General features: G+C 53.2%; 17 protein-coding genes and 1 tRNA gene. 6 read left to right on the top strand and 12 right to left on the bottom strand.

What is annotated here, in order from left to right:
* Window positions 1-4 precede the first annotated feature (4 nt).
* The 7 genes from CJD38_RS14235 to CJD38_RS14265 form a co-directional block, all read right to left on the bottom strand.
* Window positions 5-1,048: a bifunctional UDP-4-keto-pentose/UDP-xylose synthase gene (locus CJD38_RS14235; protein WP_107941021.1), complete on the bottom strand. Its 1,044-nt coding sequence runs from the start codon at window positions 1,046-1,048 to the stop codon at window positions 5-7.
* A gap of 13 nt (window positions 1,049-1,061) precedes the next feature.
* Window positions 1,062-1,982, bottom strand: coding sequence for a formyltransferase (locus CJD38_RS14240; protein ID WP_107941022.1), 921 nt, complete (start codon window positions 1,980-1,982; stop codon window positions 1,062-1,064).
* Complete coding sequence (locus CJD38_RS14245) at window positions 1,982-2,920, bottom strand: glycosyltransferase (RefSeq protein WP_107941023.1); 939 nt, start codon at window positions 2,918-2,920, stop codon at window positions 1,982-1,984. Before CJD38_RS14245 ends, CJD38_RS14240 begins: the two co-directional genes overlap by 1 nt.
* Complete coding sequence (locus tag CJD38_RS14250; protein ID WP_107941024.1) at window positions 2,917-4,038, bottom strand: DegT/DnrJ/EryC1/StrS family aminotransferase; 1,122 nt, start codon at window positions 4,036-4,038, stop codon at window positions 2,917-2,919. The genes CJD38_RS14245 and CJD38_RS14250 overlap by 4 nt, the downstream gene beginning before the upstream one ends.
* A complete protein-coding gene (locus tag CJD38_RS14255) occupies window positions 4,038-4,412 on the bottom strand; it encodes an EamA family transporter (protein ID WP_107941025.1) in 375 nt (124 codons plus the stop codon). The genes CJD38_RS14250 and CJD38_RS14255 overlap by 1 nt, the downstream gene beginning before the upstream one ends.
* Complete coding sequence (locus CJD38_RS14260) at window positions 4,409-6,061, bottom strand: glycosyltransferase family 39 protein (RefSeq protein WP_161554251.1); 1,653 nt, start codon at window positions 6,059-6,061, stop codon at window positions 4,409-4,411. The genes CJD38_RS14255 and CJD38_RS14260 overlap by 4 nt, the downstream gene beginning before the upstream one ends.
* Window positions 6,062-6,146: 85 nt before the next feature.
* Window positions 6,147-6,236, bottom strand: a tRNA-Ser gene (locus CJD38_RS14265).
* Window positions 6,237-6,354: 118 nt separating this feature from the next.
* Between CJD38_RS14265 and mltF the strand changes: the two genes are divergently transcribed.
* Window positions 6,355-7,851 (top strand): membrane-bound lytic murein transglycosylase MltF, encoded by a 1,497-nt coding sequence (mltF, locus tag CJD38_RS14270; protein ID WP_107941027.1) that lies wholly within the window; start codon window positions 6,355-6,357, stop codon window positions 7,849-7,851.
* Window positions 7,852-7,983: 132 nt separating this feature from the next.
* On the opposite strand, the gene def is transcribed toward mltF, so the two are convergent.
* The 3 genes from def to CJD38_RS14285 are packed head-to-tail and all read right to left on the bottom strand — an operon-like array spanning window position 7,984 to window position 9,577.
* On the bottom strand, window positions 7,984-8,514 hold the full coding sequence (def, locus tag CJD38_RS14275) for a peptide deformylase (protein WP_107941028.1): 531 nt from the start codon (window positions 8,512-8,514) through the stop codon (window positions 7,984-7,986).
* Window positions 8,511-8,825 carry a (2Fe-2S) ferredoxin domain-containing protein gene (locus CJD38_RS14280; protein ID WP_107941029.1) on the bottom strand — a complete coding sequence of 105 codons (315 nt, stop codon included), beginning with the start codon at window positions 8,823-8,825 and terminating at the stop codon, window positions 8,511-8,513. The genes def and CJD38_RS14280 overlap by 4 nt, the downstream gene beginning before the upstream one ends.
* A 32-nt stretch (window positions 8,826-8,857) precedes the next feature.
* Window positions 8,858-9,577, bottom strand: a complete 720-nt coding sequence (locus tag CJD38_RS14285) for a DUF481 domain-containing protein (RefSeq protein WP_107941030.1) — start codon at window positions 9,575-9,577, stop codon at window positions 8,858-8,860.
* A gap of 62 nt (window positions 9,578-9,639) precedes the next feature.
* On the opposite strand from CJD38_RS14285, the gene CJD38_RS14290 reads away from it, so the two are divergent.
* Window positions 9,640-10,875, top strand: a complete 1,236-nt coding sequence (locus CJD38_RS14290; RefSeq protein ID WP_107941031.1) for a (Fe-S)-binding protein — start codon at window positions 9,640-9,642, stop codon at window positions 10,873-10,875.
* On the opposite strand, the gene CJD38_RS14295 is transcribed toward CJD38_RS14290, so the two are convergent.
* Window positions 10,823-11,395: an LPS-assembly lipoprotein LptE gene (locus tag CJD38_RS14295; RefSeq protein ID WP_170107374.1), complete on the bottom strand. Its 573-nt coding sequence runs from the start codon at window positions 11,393-11,395 to the stop codon at window positions 10,823-10,825. The genes CJD38_RS14290 and CJD38_RS14295 overlap by 53 nt on opposite strands.
* A 20-nt stretch (window positions 11,396-11,415) precedes the next feature.
* On the bottom strand, window positions 11,416-13,872 hold the full coding sequence (gene leuS / locus CJD38_RS14300; protein ID WP_107941033.1) for a leucine--tRNA ligase: 2,457 nt from the start codon (window positions 13,870-13,872) through the stop codon (window positions 11,416-11,418).
* 396 nt (window positions 13,873-14,268) lie between these two features.
* On the opposite strand from leuS, the gene CJD38_RS18805 reads away from it, so the two are divergent.
* The 4 genes from CJD38_RS18805 (at window position 14,269) to CJD38_RS14320 (ending at window position 19,399) form a co-directional block, all read left to right on the top strand.
* On the top strand, window positions 14,269-14,700 hold the full coding sequence (locus tag CJD38_RS18805; protein ID WP_107941034.1) for a pilin: 432 nt from the start codon (window positions 14,269-14,271) through the stop codon (window positions 14,698-14,700).
* A 243-nt stretch (window positions 14,701-14,943) separates the two neighbouring features.
* Window positions 14,944-15,384, top strand: a complete 441-nt coding sequence (locus tag CJD38_RS14310; protein ID WP_107941035.1) for a pilin — start codon at window positions 14,944-14,946, stop codon at window positions 15,382-15,384.
* A gap of 102 nt (window positions 15,385-15,486) precedes the next feature.
* Window positions 15,487-17,472: a hypothetical protein gene (locus CJD38_RS14315; protein ID WP_107941036.1), complete on the top strand. Its 1,986-nt coding sequence runs from the start codon at window positions 15,487-15,489 to the stop codon at window positions 17,470-17,472.
* Complete coding sequence (locus CJD38_RS14320; protein ID WP_206363012.1) at window positions 17,462-19,399, top strand: hypothetical protein; 1,938 nt, start codon at window positions 17,462-17,464, stop codon at window positions 19,397-19,399. Before CJD38_RS14315 ends, CJD38_RS14320 begins: the two co-directional genes overlap by 11 nt.
* The last annotated feature ends 57 nt before the right edge of the window (window positions 19,400-19,456 follow it).

Below are 19,456 nucleotides of genomic sequence, written 5' to 3' on the forward strand. Positions count from 1 at the left end.
TTTCTCAGTCAACGAGTCCACGCGCCTCAGCAACCTGACCACGATAAGCGTCGAAGATCTGGCGAAGTGCATCAGCCATTGACGTCTGTGGTTTCCAGTTCAAATCCTTCATCGTGTTTTCGATTTTCGGAACACGGTTCTGCACGTCCTGATAACCCTTGCCGTAGTACTCGCCAGAAGTCGTTTCGATCAACTTCACTTTAGCTGCGGTATCGCGATATTCCGGATACTCAGCAGCCAGCTTCAACATCATCTCGGCGAGTTCACGCACTGAGAAATTGTTGACGGGGTTGCCGATGTTGTAAATCTGATGACGTGCCTTGTCGTCTTTGTTCTCGATGATTTTCATCATCGCGTCGATGCCGTCACCGATGTAAGTGAAGGCGCGTTTCTGGCTACCGCCGTCGACCAACTTGATTGGCTCGCCACGGACGATGTGGCCAAGGAACTGCGTGATGACACGCGAGCTGCCTTCTTTGGCGGTGTTGATATTGTCGAGACCGGCGCCGATCCAGTTGAACGGACGGAACAGCGTGTAGTCGAGGCCTTCGCTCATGCCGTAGCCATGGATCACGCGATCCATCAGCTGCTTGGAGCAGGCGTAAATCCAACGTGGCTTGTTGATCGGGCCGTAGACCATGCTGGAGGCTTCGGGATCAAACTCTTCATCTGCGCACATACCGTAAACCTCAGAGGTCGACGGGAACAGGATGCGCTTCTTGTACTTCACGCAGTGGCGAACGATCGGCAGGTTCGCTTCAAAGTCGAGTTCAAATACGCGAAGTGGCTGCTGAACGTAAGTCGCAGGTGTCGCAATCGCGACCAACGGCAACACCACATCGCATTTGCGCACGTGATATTCGATCCATTCTTTATTGATGGTGATGTCACCTTCAAAGAAATGGAAGTTCGGCTTGCCGAGAAGATCCGTAATGCGATCCGTGCTCATGTCCATGCCGTAGACATGCCAGTCGGTCGTCTCAAGGATGCGCTTGGACAGGTGATGTCCGATGAAGCCATTGACGCCGAGGATGAGAATTTTTTTCATGTGAGTCTCTGAATCAAGCTAAAAGTGCGAATTCTGTATTGCCAAAACGAGAGCGGAAGACACCGGCGGTTAATGCAACGCCGTCTAACTCTGCTGATAACAAACGCAGCGTCGCGCCATCGGCACAACGCAGGAACAACTGATCGTTCTTACAAAATATGGCGGGATCGCCGCTGGAGCGCTGCTCTACAGCCAGCGTACGCCAGATCACCAAACGACCATCACGCAGATCGCTGAATGCACCCGGATACGGATGAGTCACCGCGCGTACGAGGTTATGAATTGCGGCTGCAGATTGCGTCCAGTCAATACGGCCATCTTCTGCTTTGCGTCCGCCGAAATATGAACCCTGCTTGAGATCCATCGGCTGCAATTTCGCGCTGCCATCCACCAGTGAAGGCAATGCACGCTGCAAGGTAATCTCAGCAGCAACTAATACCTTGCTGAAGACTTCTTCAGCGGTGTCATTCGGCAGGATCGGCACGGCCATCTGATCAACGATGCGACCAGCATCCGGCTTCTCAACCATCTCGTGCAGCGTGGCGCCGGCTTCGGTTTCGCCGTGTATCACGGCCCAATTGATCGGCACGCGACCACGATACTTAGGCAGCAAGGAGCCATGCATATTGAAACCACCGCGGCGCGGGATTTCCAAAATGGCGGGCTTGAGCATGCTGCGGTAGTAAAACGAAAACAGAAAGTCTGGCGATGCTGCTTTGAGCAAAGCCATCGTCGCCGCGTCATGTGGATCAACAGGCGTAACCACGGGAATGCCGCGCTCTTGCGCGAGTGATTTGACGCTGGAGAACCAGATGTTCTCGCCAGCCGCATCTTCATGCGTGACCACTAACTTGACGTCAATGCCCTGCGCCAGCAGCACTGACAAGCAGCGCACGCCAACGTTGTGATAAGCAAAGACGACAGCACTGGTCATTATTTTTGTTCCAGCACTTCAGAGATCAGATAGCGCGGACGCTGACGGACTTCCTGATAAATACGGCCGATGTATTCACCAAGAATGCCGATGCCGAACAAGGCAATGCCGATCAAGAAGAAGGCGATGCCAAACAAGGTGAACACCCCCTCTGCTTCAGCACCCAAGATCAAGCGGCGCACCATCAGGTAGACCACCAGCAGTGCCGATAAGAACGAAATCGCCATGCCGAGCATCGAAAACACTTGCAGCGGAACCAGCGAGAAGCCAGTCATCAAATCGAAGTTGAGGCGCATCAACTTGTACAGCGAATACTTTGATTCACCGGCAAAGCGCTCTTCGTGTTTTACGATCACTTCAACCGGACGCTGCGAATACGAGTAGGCCAAGGCAGGAATGAAGGTGTTCATTTCCTGGCATTGATTGATCGTGTGAACGATGCGCTTGCTGTAAGCGCGCATCATGCAGCCATGATCCGTGATGCGAATGTTGGTGATCTTGTCGCGCACTTGGTTGACGATGCGCGAAGCGACATGACGCCAGATCGAATCGTTACGCTTCTCGCGGATCGAGCCGACATAGTCGTAACCCTCGTCCATTTTTTCGAGCAGCTTGCCGATTTCTTCCGGCGGATTCTGCAAGTCGGCATCAATCGTGACGATGCGTTCGCCACGTGAATGCTCAAAGCCCGCAAGAATCGCGCGGTGCTGGCCGAAGTTGCCATTAAACAGAATCACGCGCGTCACGTCTGGACGCTTCTCGAACTGCGCACTGAGCATGCCAGCGGAGCGATCACGCGAACCGTCGTTGATGAAAATAACTTCGTAAGAAACATTCAGCGCGTCGAGTGCCGGATACAGACGTGCGAACAAGGCGTCCAGCACCGCTTCCTCGTTATAAACGGGAATGACAACGCTGAGATTAGGAGTCTGGGTCATTGGGCAGCCCGTAAAACGTTAGTAACAGCATCGCAAACTTTACGCACATCAGCCGCCGTCATTGCGGCAAACAAAGGCAGGGTCACTGTATCGCGGCCAATGCGTTCGGCCACCGGGAAGTCACCTTCTTTAAATCCGAGTTCACGGAACAGTGTGAACAGATGCATCGCCGGATAGTGCACGCCGACGCCCACGCCCTGCGCTTTCATCTGTTCGATGAACTGTGCGCGGCTGATCTTGAATTTTTCAAATGGAATGAGCGGCTGAAACATATGCCAGTTGCTCTGCTCGTAATCTTCAACTGGCAGATCACATCCCAAGCTGCGATCAAAGCAGCGGAAATATTCGCGTGCAAGTTCGCGGCGCTGTTGGTTGAAGCCATCCAGTTTGCGCAACTGATGAATACCAATCACCGCTGCAACATCGGTCAGGTTGGATTTGCCACCAAGTACATCAACGTCCATACCGCCATCAGCAAAGCGTGTAACACCCTGCAAGCGCAGCTTCTCAAACAAGCGCGCTTCTTCCTCGGTATTCATCACGAGGCAACCACCTTCTGTGGTGGTGATGTTTTTATTAGCGTGGAAGCTGAAAGAAATCAGATCGCCATCTACGCCAATTTCACGACCTTTCCAGTTTGAGCCCATCGCTTGCGCGGCATCTTCAACCACACGCAAATTGTGACGACGTGCAATCTCATAGAGGCGATCACGATCAACCGGCAAACCTGCGAGATCCACCGGGATAATCGCTTTGGTCTTAGGCGTGATTGCGGCTTCAAGCTTGTTCAAATCAATATTGCGCGTGACCGGATCGGCATCCACAAACACTGGCTTAGCGCCAACAGTAAGAATGACATTCGCGGTGGCAACCCAAGACATCGGTGTGGTGATGACTTCATCGCCGGGCCCGATCTTGCACAAACGTAGTGCAATTTCCAAAGCTGCTGTCGCGGAATTAAGCACGCGCACAGGACGACCGCCGTAGCGAGCAGACAGCGTTGCTTCGAGTTCTTTAACTTTGGGGCCGCTGGTGATCCAGCCCGAACGCAAAACATCGCCGACAGCGGCGATGGTTTCTTCGTCTATCGACGGGCGTGTGAAGGGCAGAAAATCCATCAGGTCGGTTTCGCCACGAGATAAACGCCGATGATGATGATGCCCATGCCGACAACGCGCGTCACTGTGATCGCTTCACCAAATAACCACCAAGCGAAGATGGCATTGACGATGTAGCCGAGTGACAGCATTGGATACGCGATGCTCACTTCAACGCGCGAAAGCGCCATGATCCAAACAATCACGCTCACCACGTAGCAAGACAAACCACCAACGATGTGTGGATTGGTCGCCATCGACCAGCCGATTGGCCAGACATTGGCTGCGCTAAATTCAAATTGACCGATGGTGCGCGTGCCCGCTTTGAGCAACAGCTGCGCGGCAGCGTTGAGCATCACGCCAAAAACAATCAGTCCAAATTCGAGAGCTTTCATGGTTTTTTGAACACGACGCGACGAGGATCGGTATAGATCACCGTCATTGGCAATCCGGATTCCTGCAATTTTTGATGCGTTTTTACATTGGTAATGGCCAGCGCATTCGGTGCAGCATTCCAACGCAGGGCAAAAGCCTCGTTCGTTGGAATCCATTTGTGCGGTTCAGCTTCCTGACCAAGATTGAACTCGTCAACGTAATTCACCAAGGTCACAGTGCGCTTGATATAAAACGGCAACGTCTGGTCATAGCGTTCCACTGAGAACACTTCAGTGTCTGCTTTGAGATAAGGCGTCATCGCTGCAGCGGCATTTTTGGCTGAAACCAACGGCGACAACACCTGATAGCCGTCCATCAACACCGCGCACAAAAACACGCCGCCCAAACTAATCTGCATCACCGACCAATCTTTGCGACTCTGCGATGCGGAACGCGCCGCGAGTGCTGCACACACGATCATGCCCAGTGCACCAGCAATCACCCAGTATGAAGCTTGGTAGTGATATTCAACCGGCGTTCTCACACTGCCCTTGGCAAAGAACAGGAGGTAAGTAACACCGGCAATCAATATGACCGACACCGCGCCCGCCAAAGCCATTGCATGTTTGCGCAACACATTCGGCTGCGCTGCTTCGAGATAACGGCCTAGCAACAAACCGAGTGCTGGGAACATCGGCAATAGATACGCAGGCAACTTGGAACTGGAGACGCTAAAGAACAGAAAAATAAATGAGCACCAGACCAACAACACACCGTTGGGCTGAAAGCTGCTGCTCTCACGCTTGGCCGCGTAACGCGTCAGCGAAGGCAACAAAGTTGTCCACGGAAATAAGCCAGCCAACAGCAAGGGCACAAAGTAATACCAAGCACCCGTGCGACGCGCTTGATCGGTGGCAAAGCGGCCGAAGTGTTCATGAATGAAGAAGAACTTTGCGAACTCTGGGTTGCGCATCGACACGATGACGAACCAAGGCGCAGCTAATGCAAGGAATAGCAGCGGGCCCCACAAGGGCTCCATGCGCGGCCAGGTTATCCAATCGCGATAAATCAGGCTGTAGAACACCAGCGCAGCGCCGGGAATCACAATGCCGATAAGTCCCTTGCTAAGCATCGCGCCGGCCATTGCGGCCCACACAAAGAACATCCATTTTCTACGTGACGTTGCCTGCGTTTTGTCATCTTGTGCAATCAAGAATCCGCAGAGCACGGCGGTCAAAAAGAAGCTCACGCCCATGTCGACAGTTACGACGTGGCTAAGCCCCATCACCCAGAGCATGCTGACTGTCGTAAAGCCCGCATAAAGCCCTGCCGTCGCGCCCCAGAGGCGGCGTCCGGTGTACCAAACCAATAGCGCGGCGAGAAAACCACAAATTCCGGGCCAGAGGCGGGCCACAAATTCGGATTCACCAAACGCTTGGAACAAAGCCGCCGAAGCCCAGTACTGCAGCGCCGGCTTTTCAAAATATTTGAGGTCGTTGAGACGTGGCGTTACGAAGTCGCCGCTCTGCGCCATCTCGCGTGCAATTTCGGCGTAGCGCCCTTCATCAGTGCCGGCGAGATCGCGGAAAGAGAGCGAACTGAACCAAAGCGCGCCGATGGCTAACCAGCACAGCAAAATGACCGTTGCGGAAAGTGAGGTGCGGGACATAGCGGCGGGAGCGTGATTTGCGGCAGTCATCGGGGACCCGTTCGACTTCCTGAAGTGGCGGTAGTTCTATGCGAACGCTTTAAAGTGGCGGAGAGGGAGGGATTCGAACCCCCGGTAGGTTTGCACCTACGCCTGATTTCGAGTCAGGTACATTCAACCACTCTGCCACCTCTCCGTTTTTACCGCGCCAGAATTTAACAGGCCAAATTTCATTTGCTGGCACCCTGCCCTCTTTCTGATGCTTGCCAGTGTGTTACGTTTCCGGCCAGACCCGTGAGGAGCGCGGATTCTAAATGAACACGGCGGCCACGCCTACTCTTTCTGTCAAAAATCACCGCCGATTGGCGGTTTTTGGCGTGATTTCGCTGTTGTTATTCCTTTTACTGTCCACTTGCTCGCCGCGCACCGACCAATTACAGCAAATCAAGGCAACCGGCGTTCTGCGCATTTCCACCGTCAACAGCCCCACCACTTACTACATCGGCGCGGCTGGCCCCTTGGGTTTTGAATATGAATTGGCCAAGGGTTTTGCCGAAAGCCTGAATGCCGGCTTGGAAGTGGTGGTCGCCAGCAGCCCCGCCGAGGCCATCCAAATGGCCCGTGAAGGCCGCGTGCATTTTGCCGCCGCCGGCTTGGCCATCACCCCTGAGCGCGAGAAAACCATGCGCTTCTCGCCAGCCATGCTGCGCGTGGTGCCGCAGTTGGTTTATCGCATGGGCGAAACCCGGCCAGATAATTTGGACGACTTGGAGGGGACCATCCGCGTTCAGCGCGGCAGCATTGGTGCCGAACTCTTAAGTGAAGCCAAGAAAAAATACCCCGACCTGAAATGGGAAGAAACGGACGATCAGGAAACCGAAGAGTTGCTGTATCAGGTGGCGAATAATCAGTTGGGCTACACCATCGCCAACTCCGACATTATCTCGATCAATCAGCGCTATTACCCGCGACTGCGTGTCGCCTTTGCTGCCTCCAAATCACAGGATCTGGCTTGGGCTTTCCAAAAAAGTGGCGACAACAGTTTGTTTGATGCGGCCAATGCTTATCTGGAAGTGTTTCGCGGTGTGGACCTGCCACGTTTGCGCGACCGTTATTTTGGCCACATCGAACAGGTGAATTACATGGGCGCCGTCACGCTGGCCTCCATGGTGCAAACCCGACTCACGCGTTACCGCAAAGCGTTTGAAGACGCCGCGGAAAAGCATCAACTCGATTGGCGCCTTTTAGCGGCCATGGGTTATCAGGAATCGCATTGGGATGAAGACGCCGTGAGCCCGACAGGCGTTAAAGGCTTGATGATGCTGACGCTGGATACCGCGGATTTTCTCAACGTCAGAGATCGCGAAGATCCGGTGCAGAGCATTTTTGGCGGCGCACGTTATTTCCGCCAATTGCTTGAACAGTTGCCACCCGAAATCAAAGAGCCTGATCGCACATGGATGGGCCTCGCCGCTTACAACATCGGCATCGGCCATGTGTTTGATGCGCGTAGTCTCACGCGCTCGCTCGGTGGCAATCCCAATCATTGGCTCGACGTGCGTAACTCGCTGCCGCTACTGACGCAGGAGCGTTGGTATATGCAAACCAAACACGGTTATGCACGTGGGTATGAAACGGTGGCCTATGTCGGCAATGTGCGTACGTATTACGACATGCTGAGTTGGATCACGAATGTCGCGCCGGGTCGTGGCCAGCAACCTGAGCTGGAACAAGAGCCGCCACTGCAAACGCCAGCGGGCGCTAAAAAGCATCGCGAAGACCCGCTGCACATCAATTCGCCGATTCTTTAAAAATATGGCTTTGCGTAGGGTGGGTAGAGCACAGCGAAACCCACCGTTGGGATTGAGCCATGGTGGGTTTCGCTGCGCTCTACCCACCCTACGGATTGTTTAATTTCTTTATTTTTGTATAAATTAAAACAATCAGTCGTCGTTGTCCGGCATGCCCGGAAACAACACGTCGGTGTACCCAAACTGCTTAAAGTCCCTCACCCGCATTGGATACAGCACGCCATCCAGATGGTCGCACTCATGTTGCACCACGCGCGCATGAAAATCGCTGGCGGTGCGATCAATCACTTTGCCGTATTGATCAAAGCCCTGATATCGCAAGCTGCGATATCGCGGCACAACACCGCGCAGACCCGGCACTGACAAGCAGCCTTCCCAACCATCTTCCTGCTCATCACCGATAAACGTGATGATGGGATTAATCAGCACCGTCTCTGGCACTGCATCCGCATCGGGATAACGTGGGCTGCTGGAAAAACCAAAAATCACCAAGCGCAGATTCACGCCAATTTGCGGCGCTGCGAGGCCGGCACCGTTGAGCGCGTGCATGGTTTCGAACATGTCAGCGATCAGCGCGTGCACCTCTGGCGTATCGAATTTCGCTACCGGTTCCGCTACGCGCAACAAGCGTGGATCGCCCATTTTCAGAACGTCGTGAATCATTTCAGCCTCAAGCGATCAACGATGCGGCCGTTCTGAATGTGTTCGCTAATAATTTCGTCGATGTCTTCTTCATCAACGTATGTGTACCAAATTTCCTGCGGGTACACGACGAGCACCGGGCCTTCTTCGCAACGCTCAAGGCAGCCCGCCATATTGATGCGGACTTTCCCTGGCGCAGCCAGACCCAACGACTTGATCTTTTTCTTGGCGTAATCACGCACACGCGTTGCGCCCTTGTCATTACAACAAGTGCGCTCGCCTGGGGCGCGCTGGTTACAACAGAAAAATACGTGGTGTTGGTAATAGCTCATCGGCGTTCTATGAAAGACATCCAGCGCGCACTTTACTTCGCGCCGAAGGCGTAAGAAAGGTTAAGCGCAGTGATGGTGTCAGTTTTGCTCGTGCCTGCTGGCACCGTTGTGTTGTTACGCAAGGTGTAGGACGCACTGGCGAAGACATTGCCGACCACATTCACCTTTAATTCCGTAATGGACTCGGTGAAGGTATTGTCATCGCCGGTTTCAACCTTAAGCACTTCGCTGAAGGTGCTGGTCTCAGAAATCTTCCAGCTGTACTTGCCCGCAAAGCGACCGATGATGTCCTTATTGCGTTCATTGGTGACGTTGACTGTCTCCTGACGAGCACCAACGCCTGCTTCCAAATCCAGAACATGCACAGGCCCAGTTAATACATGACGGCCATAGCCCAGTGATTCCACTATGCGTTGTCCAATTGGGCCTTCCAAATCTTTAGCCCACTCAACACTGGCCAGTACGTAATCGTTGGGCGTGAAGTTGTAAGCCAACTTGTCTGAAGCGCCGTATTGCTCGCCGGTGGATTCACCGTCGCTTGAGCTGCCCATGGCCGAAGCCAGAAAGGTGTTTTGCCACGCGTCCTGCGTGTAGATCAGCGACAACTTGGCGTTAGCTGTACTGGATTTTGTATTGCCATTGCTCGCGATATAACCCAGACCTGCATCGCCAGACCAACCATTCGGCGCAGCAAGCACAACACCCGGCGCGACAAGGCAAGCGATCAGCGCTAGCGCTTTAAACTTCAGCATGATTTCTCCTGCAAATAAAATGAGACAAACAACTACTCACCTACACAGATATTATAGGCGGCATGTCTTCGCTCTCCTCTATAGCTATCGCGTCCGAATTTCCTTACGCGGATGCTGACCTTTGCGTGAAGTGCGGGCTGTGTTTGCCGCATTGCCCAACGTATGAGCAAACGCAGAACGAGGCTGATTCACCACGCGGCCGCATCGCTTTGATGCAGGGACTCGCGAACGGTTTGATTCAACCGAGTAATGGATTGAACGCGCATCTCGATGGTTGCCTGTCTTGCCGCGCCTGCGAAACGGTGTGTCCGGCCAAAGTTCCTTACGGCCGCTTGATCGACTCGGGTCGCGCTTTGCTGCATCAGAAAAGTCCTCGCCAGAATACTGCAATCCGCCTGATTAGCTTTTGGCTGACGAAAGCATCTGCACGAAAATTTGCAGCGACATTTTTGTGGCTTTATCAGCGCAGCGGAATGCAAAGCGTATTGCGACACACGCATTTACTCGGCCGCGGGCGTATCGCCCGTCTCGACTCATTGCTGCCGCGCATTAGTCTTCCACGACCACTGCAAAACAACGCCAGAAAAGCTCTGACATCCGTTTCACTTTTTACCGGCTGCACCGGCGAACTTGCTGATCGACAAACGTTGCAAGACGCATTGCATGTGCTGTCGAAGCTCGGCATCAGCGTTGATATTCCTGCTCGCCAGGGTTGTTGCGGTGCGCTGCATCAACACACCGGTTATCCCGCAGAAGCTGCCAAACTCGCACAAAACAATGTGCAGGCATTTGGGAGCAATACCACCATTCTCAGCAGTGCCAGCGGCTGTGGCGCAACGTTGATGGAATATCCGGAAATACTTGGCGCATCTGGCGCGGCTTTCTCACAGCGAGTGCAGGATCTGAGTACGTTTTTACTCAGCAAGTGGCCGAATGATTTAGCACTCAAGCCCTTGAAGATGCGCGTGGCGATTCATACGCCCTGCACTTTGAAAAATGTGATGAAAGGCGGCGATGCCGTTCGCGCATTGCTTGAGAAAATTCCCGGCGTAGAAATTGTTGCACTCGATAGCAAAGACCGTTGCTGTGGCGCAGCCGGAAGTTACTTCATCACTCAGCCAGAAATGGCCGATCAACTCTTGGCAGAAAAACTGGTGATGACACGCGTATTAGTGCCCGACATCATTATCAGCAGCAACATCGGATGCTCAATGCATCTCGCCGCAGGGCTGCGGCGCGAAGGAATTAAGGCCGAACTACTGCATCCAGTGAGCCTGCTGGCTCGACAGTTGGGATAGCCGTAGTAGAAGTCTCAGCGACACTGCGGCCCAACACCGCTTCCATTCGCAGCAACAACAGTTCTGCCAACTCGTTTTGAATGAACTGGCGCAGACGCGCTTCTTCAGCGTCTTTAGCCAACACTTGCTGCGCGTTAAAACTGTAGCTGCGCGACAGGCTCAGCGTGTCGGGTGGCATCAGCACCTTATCGCCGACGTTCACTTGGTAAGTCACGCTTGTCACCAACTGGAACTCAAGCACCTTGCCGTCAACGCCAATCGACAACACCAAGCGTGACTCTTTGAGGTTGGACAGTTTGATGATCGAACGCGCGCCCTCGGGGCTGCTCTTCACGAGCCCACCGCGACGCTGAATGAGCGTACGCAGTGACACTTCTAGCGGCGGCTCCGAAACGCGGTACGGCGCAATCACGTCGATATACGTGGTCTTCAATGGCTCAGGCAGCGGTCGACTACCGGCCAGATGAAAACCGCAGCCCGCCAGCAAAGTGGCCAGCAGAATAGCTAAGGTGATGCGCACGCTTGTGGCTCGAGTGTTTTTCACACGACGAAGCTTACAAGTTTTCCGGGCACAACGATTTTCTTTTTCAGCTCCAGCCCGTCGACAAACTTGTGCACGCCAGGTTCAGCCAAAGCAGCGGCGATGATCTGCTCCTGCGTGGCGCCTGCGGCGACCTGAATCTGTCCACGCAATTTGCCGTTGACCTGCACGGCGAGCGTGATTGAATCGGACAGCAAGGCATCGGCTTCTGCCTGCGGGAAGCGTGCGTCGATCACCGCTTCTTTATGGCCCAGTTGCTGCCAGAGTTCGTGACTGAAGTGCGGCACGATGGGCGCGAGACCAGCGACGAGACCATCCAGCGCTTCTTGCAATACAGCGCGTGCATTGGGCGTACGGTCATCGAATTTGTAGATCGCGTTAACCATCTCCATCGCCGCGGCAATCGCGGTGTTGTAGCTGTAACGACGGCCCATGTCATCGCCAAACTTTTGAATGGTTTGATGCAGCTTGCGACGCAGATCTTTTTGCGGACCGGTGAGCGCAGCCTTATCCAAAGCTTGCACGGGGCCCGCAGCAACATGATCGAATACCAAGCGCCACAAACGCTTGAGGAAACGACCCGCGCCATCGATACCCGCATCGCTCCACTCCAAGCTCTGCTCGGGCGGCGCGGTAAACATCATGAACAGGCGACAAGCATCAGCACCGTGTGATTTCAGAATTTCTTCTGGATCGACGGTGTTGCCTTTGGACTTGGACATCTTGGCGCCGTCTTTTAGCACCATGCCTTGCGTGAGCAAACGCGTGAACGGCTCGTTCGCAGCAACGGGCAAGCCACAATCGCGCATCAACTTCTGGAAGAAGCGCGCGTAAAGCAAATGCAGAATCGCGTGTTCGATACCGCCGACGTATTGATCGACTGGCAGCCAGTACGCGGCGCGCTCATCGAGCATGGCCTTGTCGCTATCCGGACAAGCGTAGCGGGCGTAGTACCAGGAGGATTCGAAGAAGGTATCGAAGGTGTCGGTTTCACGACGCGCAGGCGCGCCGCACTTCGGACATGCGCATTCATAGAACGACGGCGTCTTGGTCAGCGGGCTCGCAGCGCCATCTGGCATCAAGCCTTCTGGCAATACGACAGGCAACTGCTCTTCTGGCACCGGTACGGCGTCACAAGTTTTGCAATAAACGATTGGGATCGGACAACCCCAATAACGCTGACGCGAAACGCCCCAATCACGCAGACGATAGTTGACGCGCTTGCGGCCTTGTCCAATCGCGACGAGCTTGGCGGCGATGCCATCGAAAGCTTGTTGGAAATTCAGACCGTTGAATTCAGCAGAGTTGATGCAGATGCCGTCTTCAGTGAATGCCGCAGCGCTGATATCTGGCGCTTGCGCGGAGGCATCCGCAGCAATCACCGTCTTGATCGGCAGGCTGTACGCCTTCGCAAATTCGTAATCGCGCTGGTCATGCGCAGGCACGGCCATGACCGCGCCACTACCGTAGCTCATCAACACAAAGTTGGCGGCCCACACCGGCACTTTTTCGCCAGTGAGCGGATGGATGACGTCGATGCCGAGGGCAACGCCCTTCTTCTCCATAGTCTCTAGCGTAGCCTCGGCAACGCCCATTTTCTTGGCGTCTTCGATGAACGTAGCGACTTTTGAGTCACGCTCTGCAGCAGCGAGCGCCAATGGATGCTGCGCGGCAACGCTAACGAAGGTCACGCCATACAAAGTGTCTGGGCGCGTGGTGTAGACGGTGAGATTGCCTTCGCCTGATGCGAGCTTGAAATCAATCTCGACACCTTCGCTGCGACCGATCCAGTTTTCCTGCATCGTCTTGACCGCGTCGGGCCAGCCTTGCAGCGTCTTCAGATCAGTCAACAACTCATCGGCGTAAGCAGTGATCTTGAGGAACCACTGCGGAATCTCGCGCTGTTCAACGAGCGCGCCAGAGCGCCAACCGCGGCCATCAATGACCTGCTCATTGGCGAGCACGGTGTTGTCCACCGGATCCCAATTGACGATCGAGTTCTTGCGGTAGACCAAGCCCTTTTTATAGAGCTGAATAAACAGCCACTGTTCCCAGCGGTAGTAGTCCGGCTTGCAGGTGGCGAGCTCGCGGCTCCAGTCATACGCCAGACCAAGCTGCTTGAGCTGGTCGCGCATGTAGTCCATGTTGGCGTACGTCCACTCAGCTGGGGGCACGCCCGATTTCATTGCCGCGTTTTCGGCAGGCAGGCCAAAGGCGTCAAAGCCCATCGGCTGCATCACGTTTTTGCCAAGCATGCGCTGATAGCGCGCGATCACGTCGCCGATGGTGTAGTTGCGCACATGGCCCATGTGCAGACGGCCAGACGGATAAGGGAACATCGCCAGGCAGTAAAACTTCTCGCGGCTCTTGTCCTCGACTGCTTTAAAGGACTGGCTAGATTCCCAAAAACTTTGGGCGGCGCGCTCGACGTCGGCGGGTTGATACTGCTCTTGCATGATCAGGCGTACGACTAATAAGAGGAATAGCCGCCTAGTTTATCAGCACGCTCTTTTTACCGGCTTTTAAACAATGGTTTTGGTTAATGAAGCGGAAGCGCTTTTATCACCGTAAACACTAAAGTTCTGTAAGAAATCAGACATAAAAGTTGCCCAAATGCGCTAATGACTGCCGAATTTTGTCAGCTTGCCTGAACGGATTGCGCGCTATTGCGCCGCATAAAGACGTGGGTCAGGCCCAACTATTAGCCTTACCATCATTATGTTTTATAAGTACTTTATAAAATAAACACACTTCATAAGCGCCTATTCCCGTCGAACTCCCAACCTTTGGGATTCACACGGCACAAGGCTTGCAAACTTGCACCTAAGCCGTAACTTATAAAGGGCAGTTAAATGCGCGCACTACAACGCGGTTTTACCTTGATTGAACTCATGATCGTGATTGCCATCATCGGCATTCTCGCTGCGATTGCGATTCCGGCTTATCAGGATTATGTGATTCGCTCGCAGGTTGCTGAAGGACTCTCGCTTGTTGATGGCGCTAAAGGCGCAATCTGGGACTTTGAATCGAATACAGGCGAGTGGCCGACAAACAATGACTCTGCAGGCCTAGCCAGAAACACCAGCATTAATGGCAGCTACGTAAGCAAAGTAGATGTTTCAGGCGGCATCATTGTTGTCACATACGACGGACCTAAAATTAATCGCGCAGTAGCTGGACTCACCCTCATGTTGTCGCCGGTCACAACACCCGGCAGCATTCCTTGGAAGTGCTACTCCACAACAATTACGAACAAATATCTTCCGACCAACTGCCGCAGTTAGCACACTAGGAATACGCACTTTTCAGGCCGCCTCTGGCGGCCTTTTTATTGGACAAAGCACCCGCCGAACCGAAAGTGACAATAAATGTCAGCAGTGGACTAAGTTGGCCAAATTTAACTCTTAAGATGGTTTTGTAAGTATTTGAATATAAATATAATGATATATGGCACGACATCTGCTAAAAGAACAACGGGGGGAAGGATCATCCCTTTTTACAATCCAAAAACGTTTATGGAGCAAGGCATGAAAAAGAATATGCAGAAAGGTTTTACCCTGATCGAACTTATGATCGTCATCGCGATCATCGGCATTCTGGCCGCTATCGCTATCCCGGCTTACCAGGATTATGTGATTCGCTCGCAGGTTTCTGAAGCACTGTCGCTCGCTGACGGCTCCAAGACCGCAGTTGCAGAGTTCTACAGCAACACCGGCGAACTCCCAGGCAACAACGAATCAGCTGGCCTTGCACCACCTTTAAGCATCACCGGCAACTATGTAACTCAAGTTGACGCTACGGGCGGCGTAATTGCTGTCACCTTGGGCAACAAGGTTAACAAGGCTGTGAAGGACAAAATTTTGTCTCTCTCGGCTATCACGACCAGCGCGGGTTCGACTCAGTGGACTTGCAAATCGGCCGACATCGCCAACAAGTACCTGCCAACCAACTGCCGCTCAGCGAATTAATTCGTAGCAGTTAAAGTGTTGTAGGTCTTAGAGGGCCGCTTCGGCGGCCCTTTTTATTGGGAGCACGATTTGCGTCAACGGATACTCATCTACGCCGGGTTCTTGATTGCGTTGAGCGCAATCTGGCTGGCTTATGAACCCGGTCTTGCCGGCGGTTTCCTGTTTGATGATTTTGCCAACCTTCCTTCGCTCGGCGCGACGGGCCCCATCGATAACGGTCCCGCGCTTGCGCGCTATCTGACTTCAGGAATAGCAGATCCCACTGGCCGCCCCATCACTGTTGCTAGCTTCCTGATTGACGCACAGAACTGGCCTGCAGACCCACTATCGTTCAAGCGTACAAATCTTTTAATCCATCTGCTGAACGTCACACTCCTTGCCTTTCTATTATTGGCATTAGGACGTCGCAGTGGCCTTACCGACAAACTGGCGCACAACGCCGCCCTCCTAGGCGCGACAGTCTGGGGCATACATCCCTTCTTTGTTTCAACCACGCTATACATCGTGCAGCGCGAAGCAATGCTGCCTGTTACTTTTACGCTCGCTGCATTATTGGCGTGGCTAACAGGACGAGATCGTCTAGCAAAAGGGCAGTTGGCACTCGGCATTGCACTTGAACTCACCGGGCTAGGTCTCGGCACTTTATTGGCAACGCTCAGCAAGGCCAATGGCGCTTTGCTGCCGTTCTATGCATTGCTAATTGAACATCTACTACTGCGCCCACGAGATACACAGCCTTTACCTCGAGCGCATTACGTAGTGGTTGGCTTGCTATGGCTGCCAGCACTCGCAGTAATCGGATATCTCATCCATAGCGCAGTTACCTTGCTAGGTGTCGGCAAACCTTTTGGTCGTGACTGGACAGAAGCACAACGCCTACTCACCGAACCACGCGTGATGTGGGATTACTTGCGTCTGCTCTGGCTGCCACGCCCATTCACAACTGGACTGTTCAACGATCAGTTCCGCGTATCTACGTCCTTGCTACAGCCGTGGACGACGCTACCCGCACTCCTTGGTATTTTTGCACTGATCACAATGGCTTGGTCCCTCCGAAAACGTGCGCCACTATGGTCACTGGCGTTTCTGTTCTTTTTCGCCGGGCATCTTATCGAGTCCACCTCAGTTGCTTTGGAATTGTATTTTGAACATCGCAACTACTTGCCGGCTCTTCTTCTGTTCTGGCCACTATCGATATGGTTACTTGCCCCCGGCAAAATACAACACAGCCGTATTGCGCTTGCACTAGTTATCGTGTGCGGGCTCGGATGGATGACACACGAACGGGCCAAAGTCTGGGGCAACACAACGGAACAAGCAGTGCTATGGGCAAAGCTCAATCCGGAATCGCCGCGCGCTCAATCATATGCCGCACAAATTATGATGGCGAACAACCAGCCACAATGGACTCAGGCAAGACTGCGGCCACTTTTGAAACAAGCTCCGAGCGAAATTCAAATTGCTTTTAATCTTTTGGGCACGGACTGCAGGCTTGGTGGAGTGCCCCCTGCGGATTTAGAAGCAACACGACAGGCTCTCCTAAGTACTCGGCGACTTGGCCTTCTTAGCTTTCAATGGCTATCCGACGCCATTGTGCAAGCAAGAAATAAAGAATGCAGCGGCCTCACCATGCTCGCAGTGAAAAGCCTAATCGATGCAGCTTGGGACAACCCAGCCACACGCAATCAAGCGAACTGGCAGCAAGATATTCTTAATCTGCGCGGTCAATATGCTTTGGCAGAACAACAACCGCATAGTGCATATCAACACTTTTCCGCGGCACTGTTGACTCAAGTTAAGCCTGCGGTTGCGTTAGAACAAGCAGCAACGCTTGGATCCGCTGGCCAACAAAAATTGGCGTTATGTCAATTGGAGTTATGGGAACAGCAGCCCAAAGAAAAAGCCCGCATTGGCTTTTCCATGCCAAGCCTGCATGAGTGGGTGCTGCAAAAACAAAATTATTGGTCGCATGAAATCATTAGCTTGAAAGCAGCACTACAACGCGACCTCCCCACCAATCAACGCAATATGAATTGCCCTACTTTGGCACCAACTCCAGTGCTCGCGACGATCCCAAATGCTCACTAATCAAATTGACCGCTCGTCACGATTTCAAATCACGCCTGTTGCTGGACTGATCTTAGCCCTGATCATTACCGCCGCAATGTATTGGCCTGGACTCTATGGTAGTTATTTGTTTGACGACTACCCCAATATCGTCAACAACACTGATTTACAGATCAGCGCACTCACTGTTCCAGATGTAACGCGCGCTGCACTTTCGTCACCGTCCAGTGAATTTAAACGCCCACTTGCTTCACTAAGCTTTTCTGCAAATTATTTCTTGACCGGTCTGAACCCGTTCTGGATGAAACTCACCAATCTGTTGATTCATCTTCTCAATGGCGTGCTGACTTATACGCTGGCGTTAGCCTTAATCCGAAACGCAAGCAGCCACACAGCTACAACAAGTAATGCAAGAGATCCTCGCTGGATCGCTTTGTGGATATCAGCAGCTTGGTTGTTGCTACCGATCAATCTCACTGCTGTACTTTATGTTGTGCAGCGCATGGAGAGTCTGGCGAATCTCTTTGTACTACTCGGTTTGGTCGGCTATGTGCACGCACGCCAGCAGATGCAAACGAGCAACCAAGGATTCGTCGCCGCTGTTGGTTCATTGCTCTTAGCCTCCAGCCTAGGACTTCTCTCCAAAGAAACTGCGGTTATGACGCCACTGTATGCGGCGACAATCGAGTGGGCTCTATTTGGCGCGCGCAGCGCAAACCAACGTCGCGACTACCGCATCATTGCTCTGTTCCTTATTGTATTAGCGATACCACTTGTCATCGGCCTAATTTGGCAATTGCCGAGACTGTTGAACTCCGGCGCGTGGGCGAACCGTAATTTTGATCTGCCACAGCGCTTGCTCACCGAAGCGCGCATCGTTGTCGACTATATACATTGGACGCTGTTACCCACGCCGAAAGCACTATCGTTCTATCATGATGACTACTTAGTCTCCACCGGCTGGCTAAAGCCGTGGACGACCTTGCTCTGCGCATTCATTCTTGCGGCGCTTACTGCCTTGGTAATTGGCTTACGCAAACGCGCGCCTTTGATCTCTTTGGGTCTCGGATTGTTCCTAGGCGGGCAACTGCTCACAGCAACGATCCTCCCGCTTGAACTTGTATACGAGCATCGTAATTACTTTGCTAGCTTTGGCTTACTGCTTGCTTTGATTCCACTGCTAACTGCCGGCTCGGAACATCTACCTGCAGCTAGTGCACGCTACATTTTGCTCGGAGGCTTATTGAGCCTTTGGGCCGTCGTCACTATTAGCACCGCCTCCGCTTGGGGCTCGCCACTCATCCTGTCTCAAACACTGGCTGAACGCGCGCCCAACTCACCGCGTGCGCAGTATGGCTTGGGCTACACCTACATTGTTCTATCTAAATACGACCGTCATTCATCATTCACGACAGCAGCCTATGCGCCACTAGAGAAAGCGATGCGGCTGCCTAACGCCTCTATTCTTCCCGAGCAAGCGCTAATCATGATGAATGCACGCATGCAGCAGCCAATCAAAATAGAGTGGTGGGACAGTCTCGCCGCCAAGCTCAAAGCACGCAAAGCAAGTTCGCAGGATGAAGGTTCTTTAGAAGCATTGGCAAAATGTGCTGAAAAAGCAGAATGCATATTTGACCAAGGCCCAATGCTGCAAGCATTTCTGGCAGCACTCTCTCACCCTTACCCCAGCGCGCGCCTTCTTGCGATCTACGGCACCTATGCGTGGAATGTGATGGGAGATAGAACGCTAGGGGAAAAAATGTTGGCCGAGGCAGTAGCGCTCGCCCCCAGCCAAACTCCATACCGCATTACCCTCGCAAAAATGTTGATTTTGCAGGGACGTAAAAATGACGCCGATCAAGAAATAGCCAAACTTGAATTGTTAAATCTCGGCGGTCGTCTAAATGCTGATATGGCGGCCTTACGCTCCCTGCCAGAGACTCCGTAAAAGGAACTTATCCATACACCTTTACGTAGCCAAAACTCACGTCATGACTTGTAAGTG

The sequence above is a fragment of the Stenotrophobium rhamnosiphilum genome, assembly GCF_003052265.1.
GTDB classification, from domain to species: domain Bacteria; phylum Pseudomonadota; class Gammaproteobacteria; order Nevskiales; family Nevskiaceae; genus Stenotrophobium; species Stenotrophobium rhamnosiphilum.

Excerpts from the sequence above, each read along its gene's own strand:
- CJD38_RS14235 (WP_107941021.1), bottom strand. The coding sequence starts at position 1,048 with ATGAAAAAAATTCTCATCCTCGGCGTCAATGGCTTCATCGGACATCAC.
- CJD38_RS14240 (WP_107941022.1), bottom strand. The coding sequence starts at position 1,982 with ATGACCAGTGCTGTCGTCTTTGCTTATCACAACGTTGGCGTGCGCTGC.
- CJD38_RS14245 (WP_107941023.1), bottom strand. The coding sequence starts at position 2,920 with ATGACCCAGACTCCTAATCTCAGCGTTGTCATTCCCGTTTATAACGAG.
- CJD38_RS14250 (WP_107941024.1), bottom strand. The coding sequence starts at position 4,038 with ATGGATTTTCTGCCCTTCACACGCCCGTCGATAGACGAAGAAACCATC.
- CJD38_RS14255 (WP_107941025.1), bottom strand. The coding sequence starts at position 4,412 with ATGAAAGCTCTCGAATTTGGACTGATTGTTTTTGGCGTGATGCTCAAC.
- CJD38_RS14260 (WP_161554251.1), bottom strand. The coding sequence starts at position 6,061 with ATGTCCCGCACCTCACTTTCCGCAACGGTCATTTTGCTGTGCTGGTTA.
- mltF (WP_107941027.1), top strand. The coding sequence starts at position 6,355 with ATGAACACGGCGGCCACGCCTACTCTTTCTGTCAAAAATCACCGCCGA.
- def (WP_107941028.1), bottom strand. The coding sequence starts at position 8,514 with ATGATTCACGACGTTCTGAAAATGGGCGATCCACGCTTGTTGCGCGTA.
- CJD38_RS14280 (WP_107941029.1), bottom strand. The coding sequence starts at position 8,825 with ATGAGCTATTACCAACACCACGTATTTTTCTGTTGTAACCAGCGCGCC.
- CJD38_RS14285 (WP_107941030.1), bottom strand. The coding sequence starts at position 9,577 with ATGCTGAAGTTTAAAGCGCTAGCGCTGATCGCTTGCCTTGTCGCGCCG.
- CJD38_RS14290 (WP_107941031.1), top strand. The coding sequence starts at position 9,640 with ATGTCTTCGCTCTCCTCTATAGCTATCGCGTCCGAATTTCCTTACGCG.
- leuS (WP_107941033.1), bottom strand. The coding sequence starts at position 13,872 with ATGCAAGAGCAGTATCAACCCGCCGACGTCGAGCGCGCCGCCCAAAGT.
- CJD38_RS18805 (WP_107941034.1), top strand. The coding sequence starts at position 14,269 with ATGCGCGCACTACAACGCGGTTTTACCTTGATTGAACTCATGATCGTG.
- CJD38_RS14310 (WP_107941035.1), top strand. The coding sequence starts at position 14,944 with ATGAAAAAGAATATGCAGAAAGGTTTTACCCTGATCGAACTTATGATC.
- CJD38_RS14320 (WP_206363012.1), top strand. The coding sequence starts at position 17,462 with ATGCTCACTAATCAAATTGACCGCTCGTCACGATTTCAAATCACGCCT.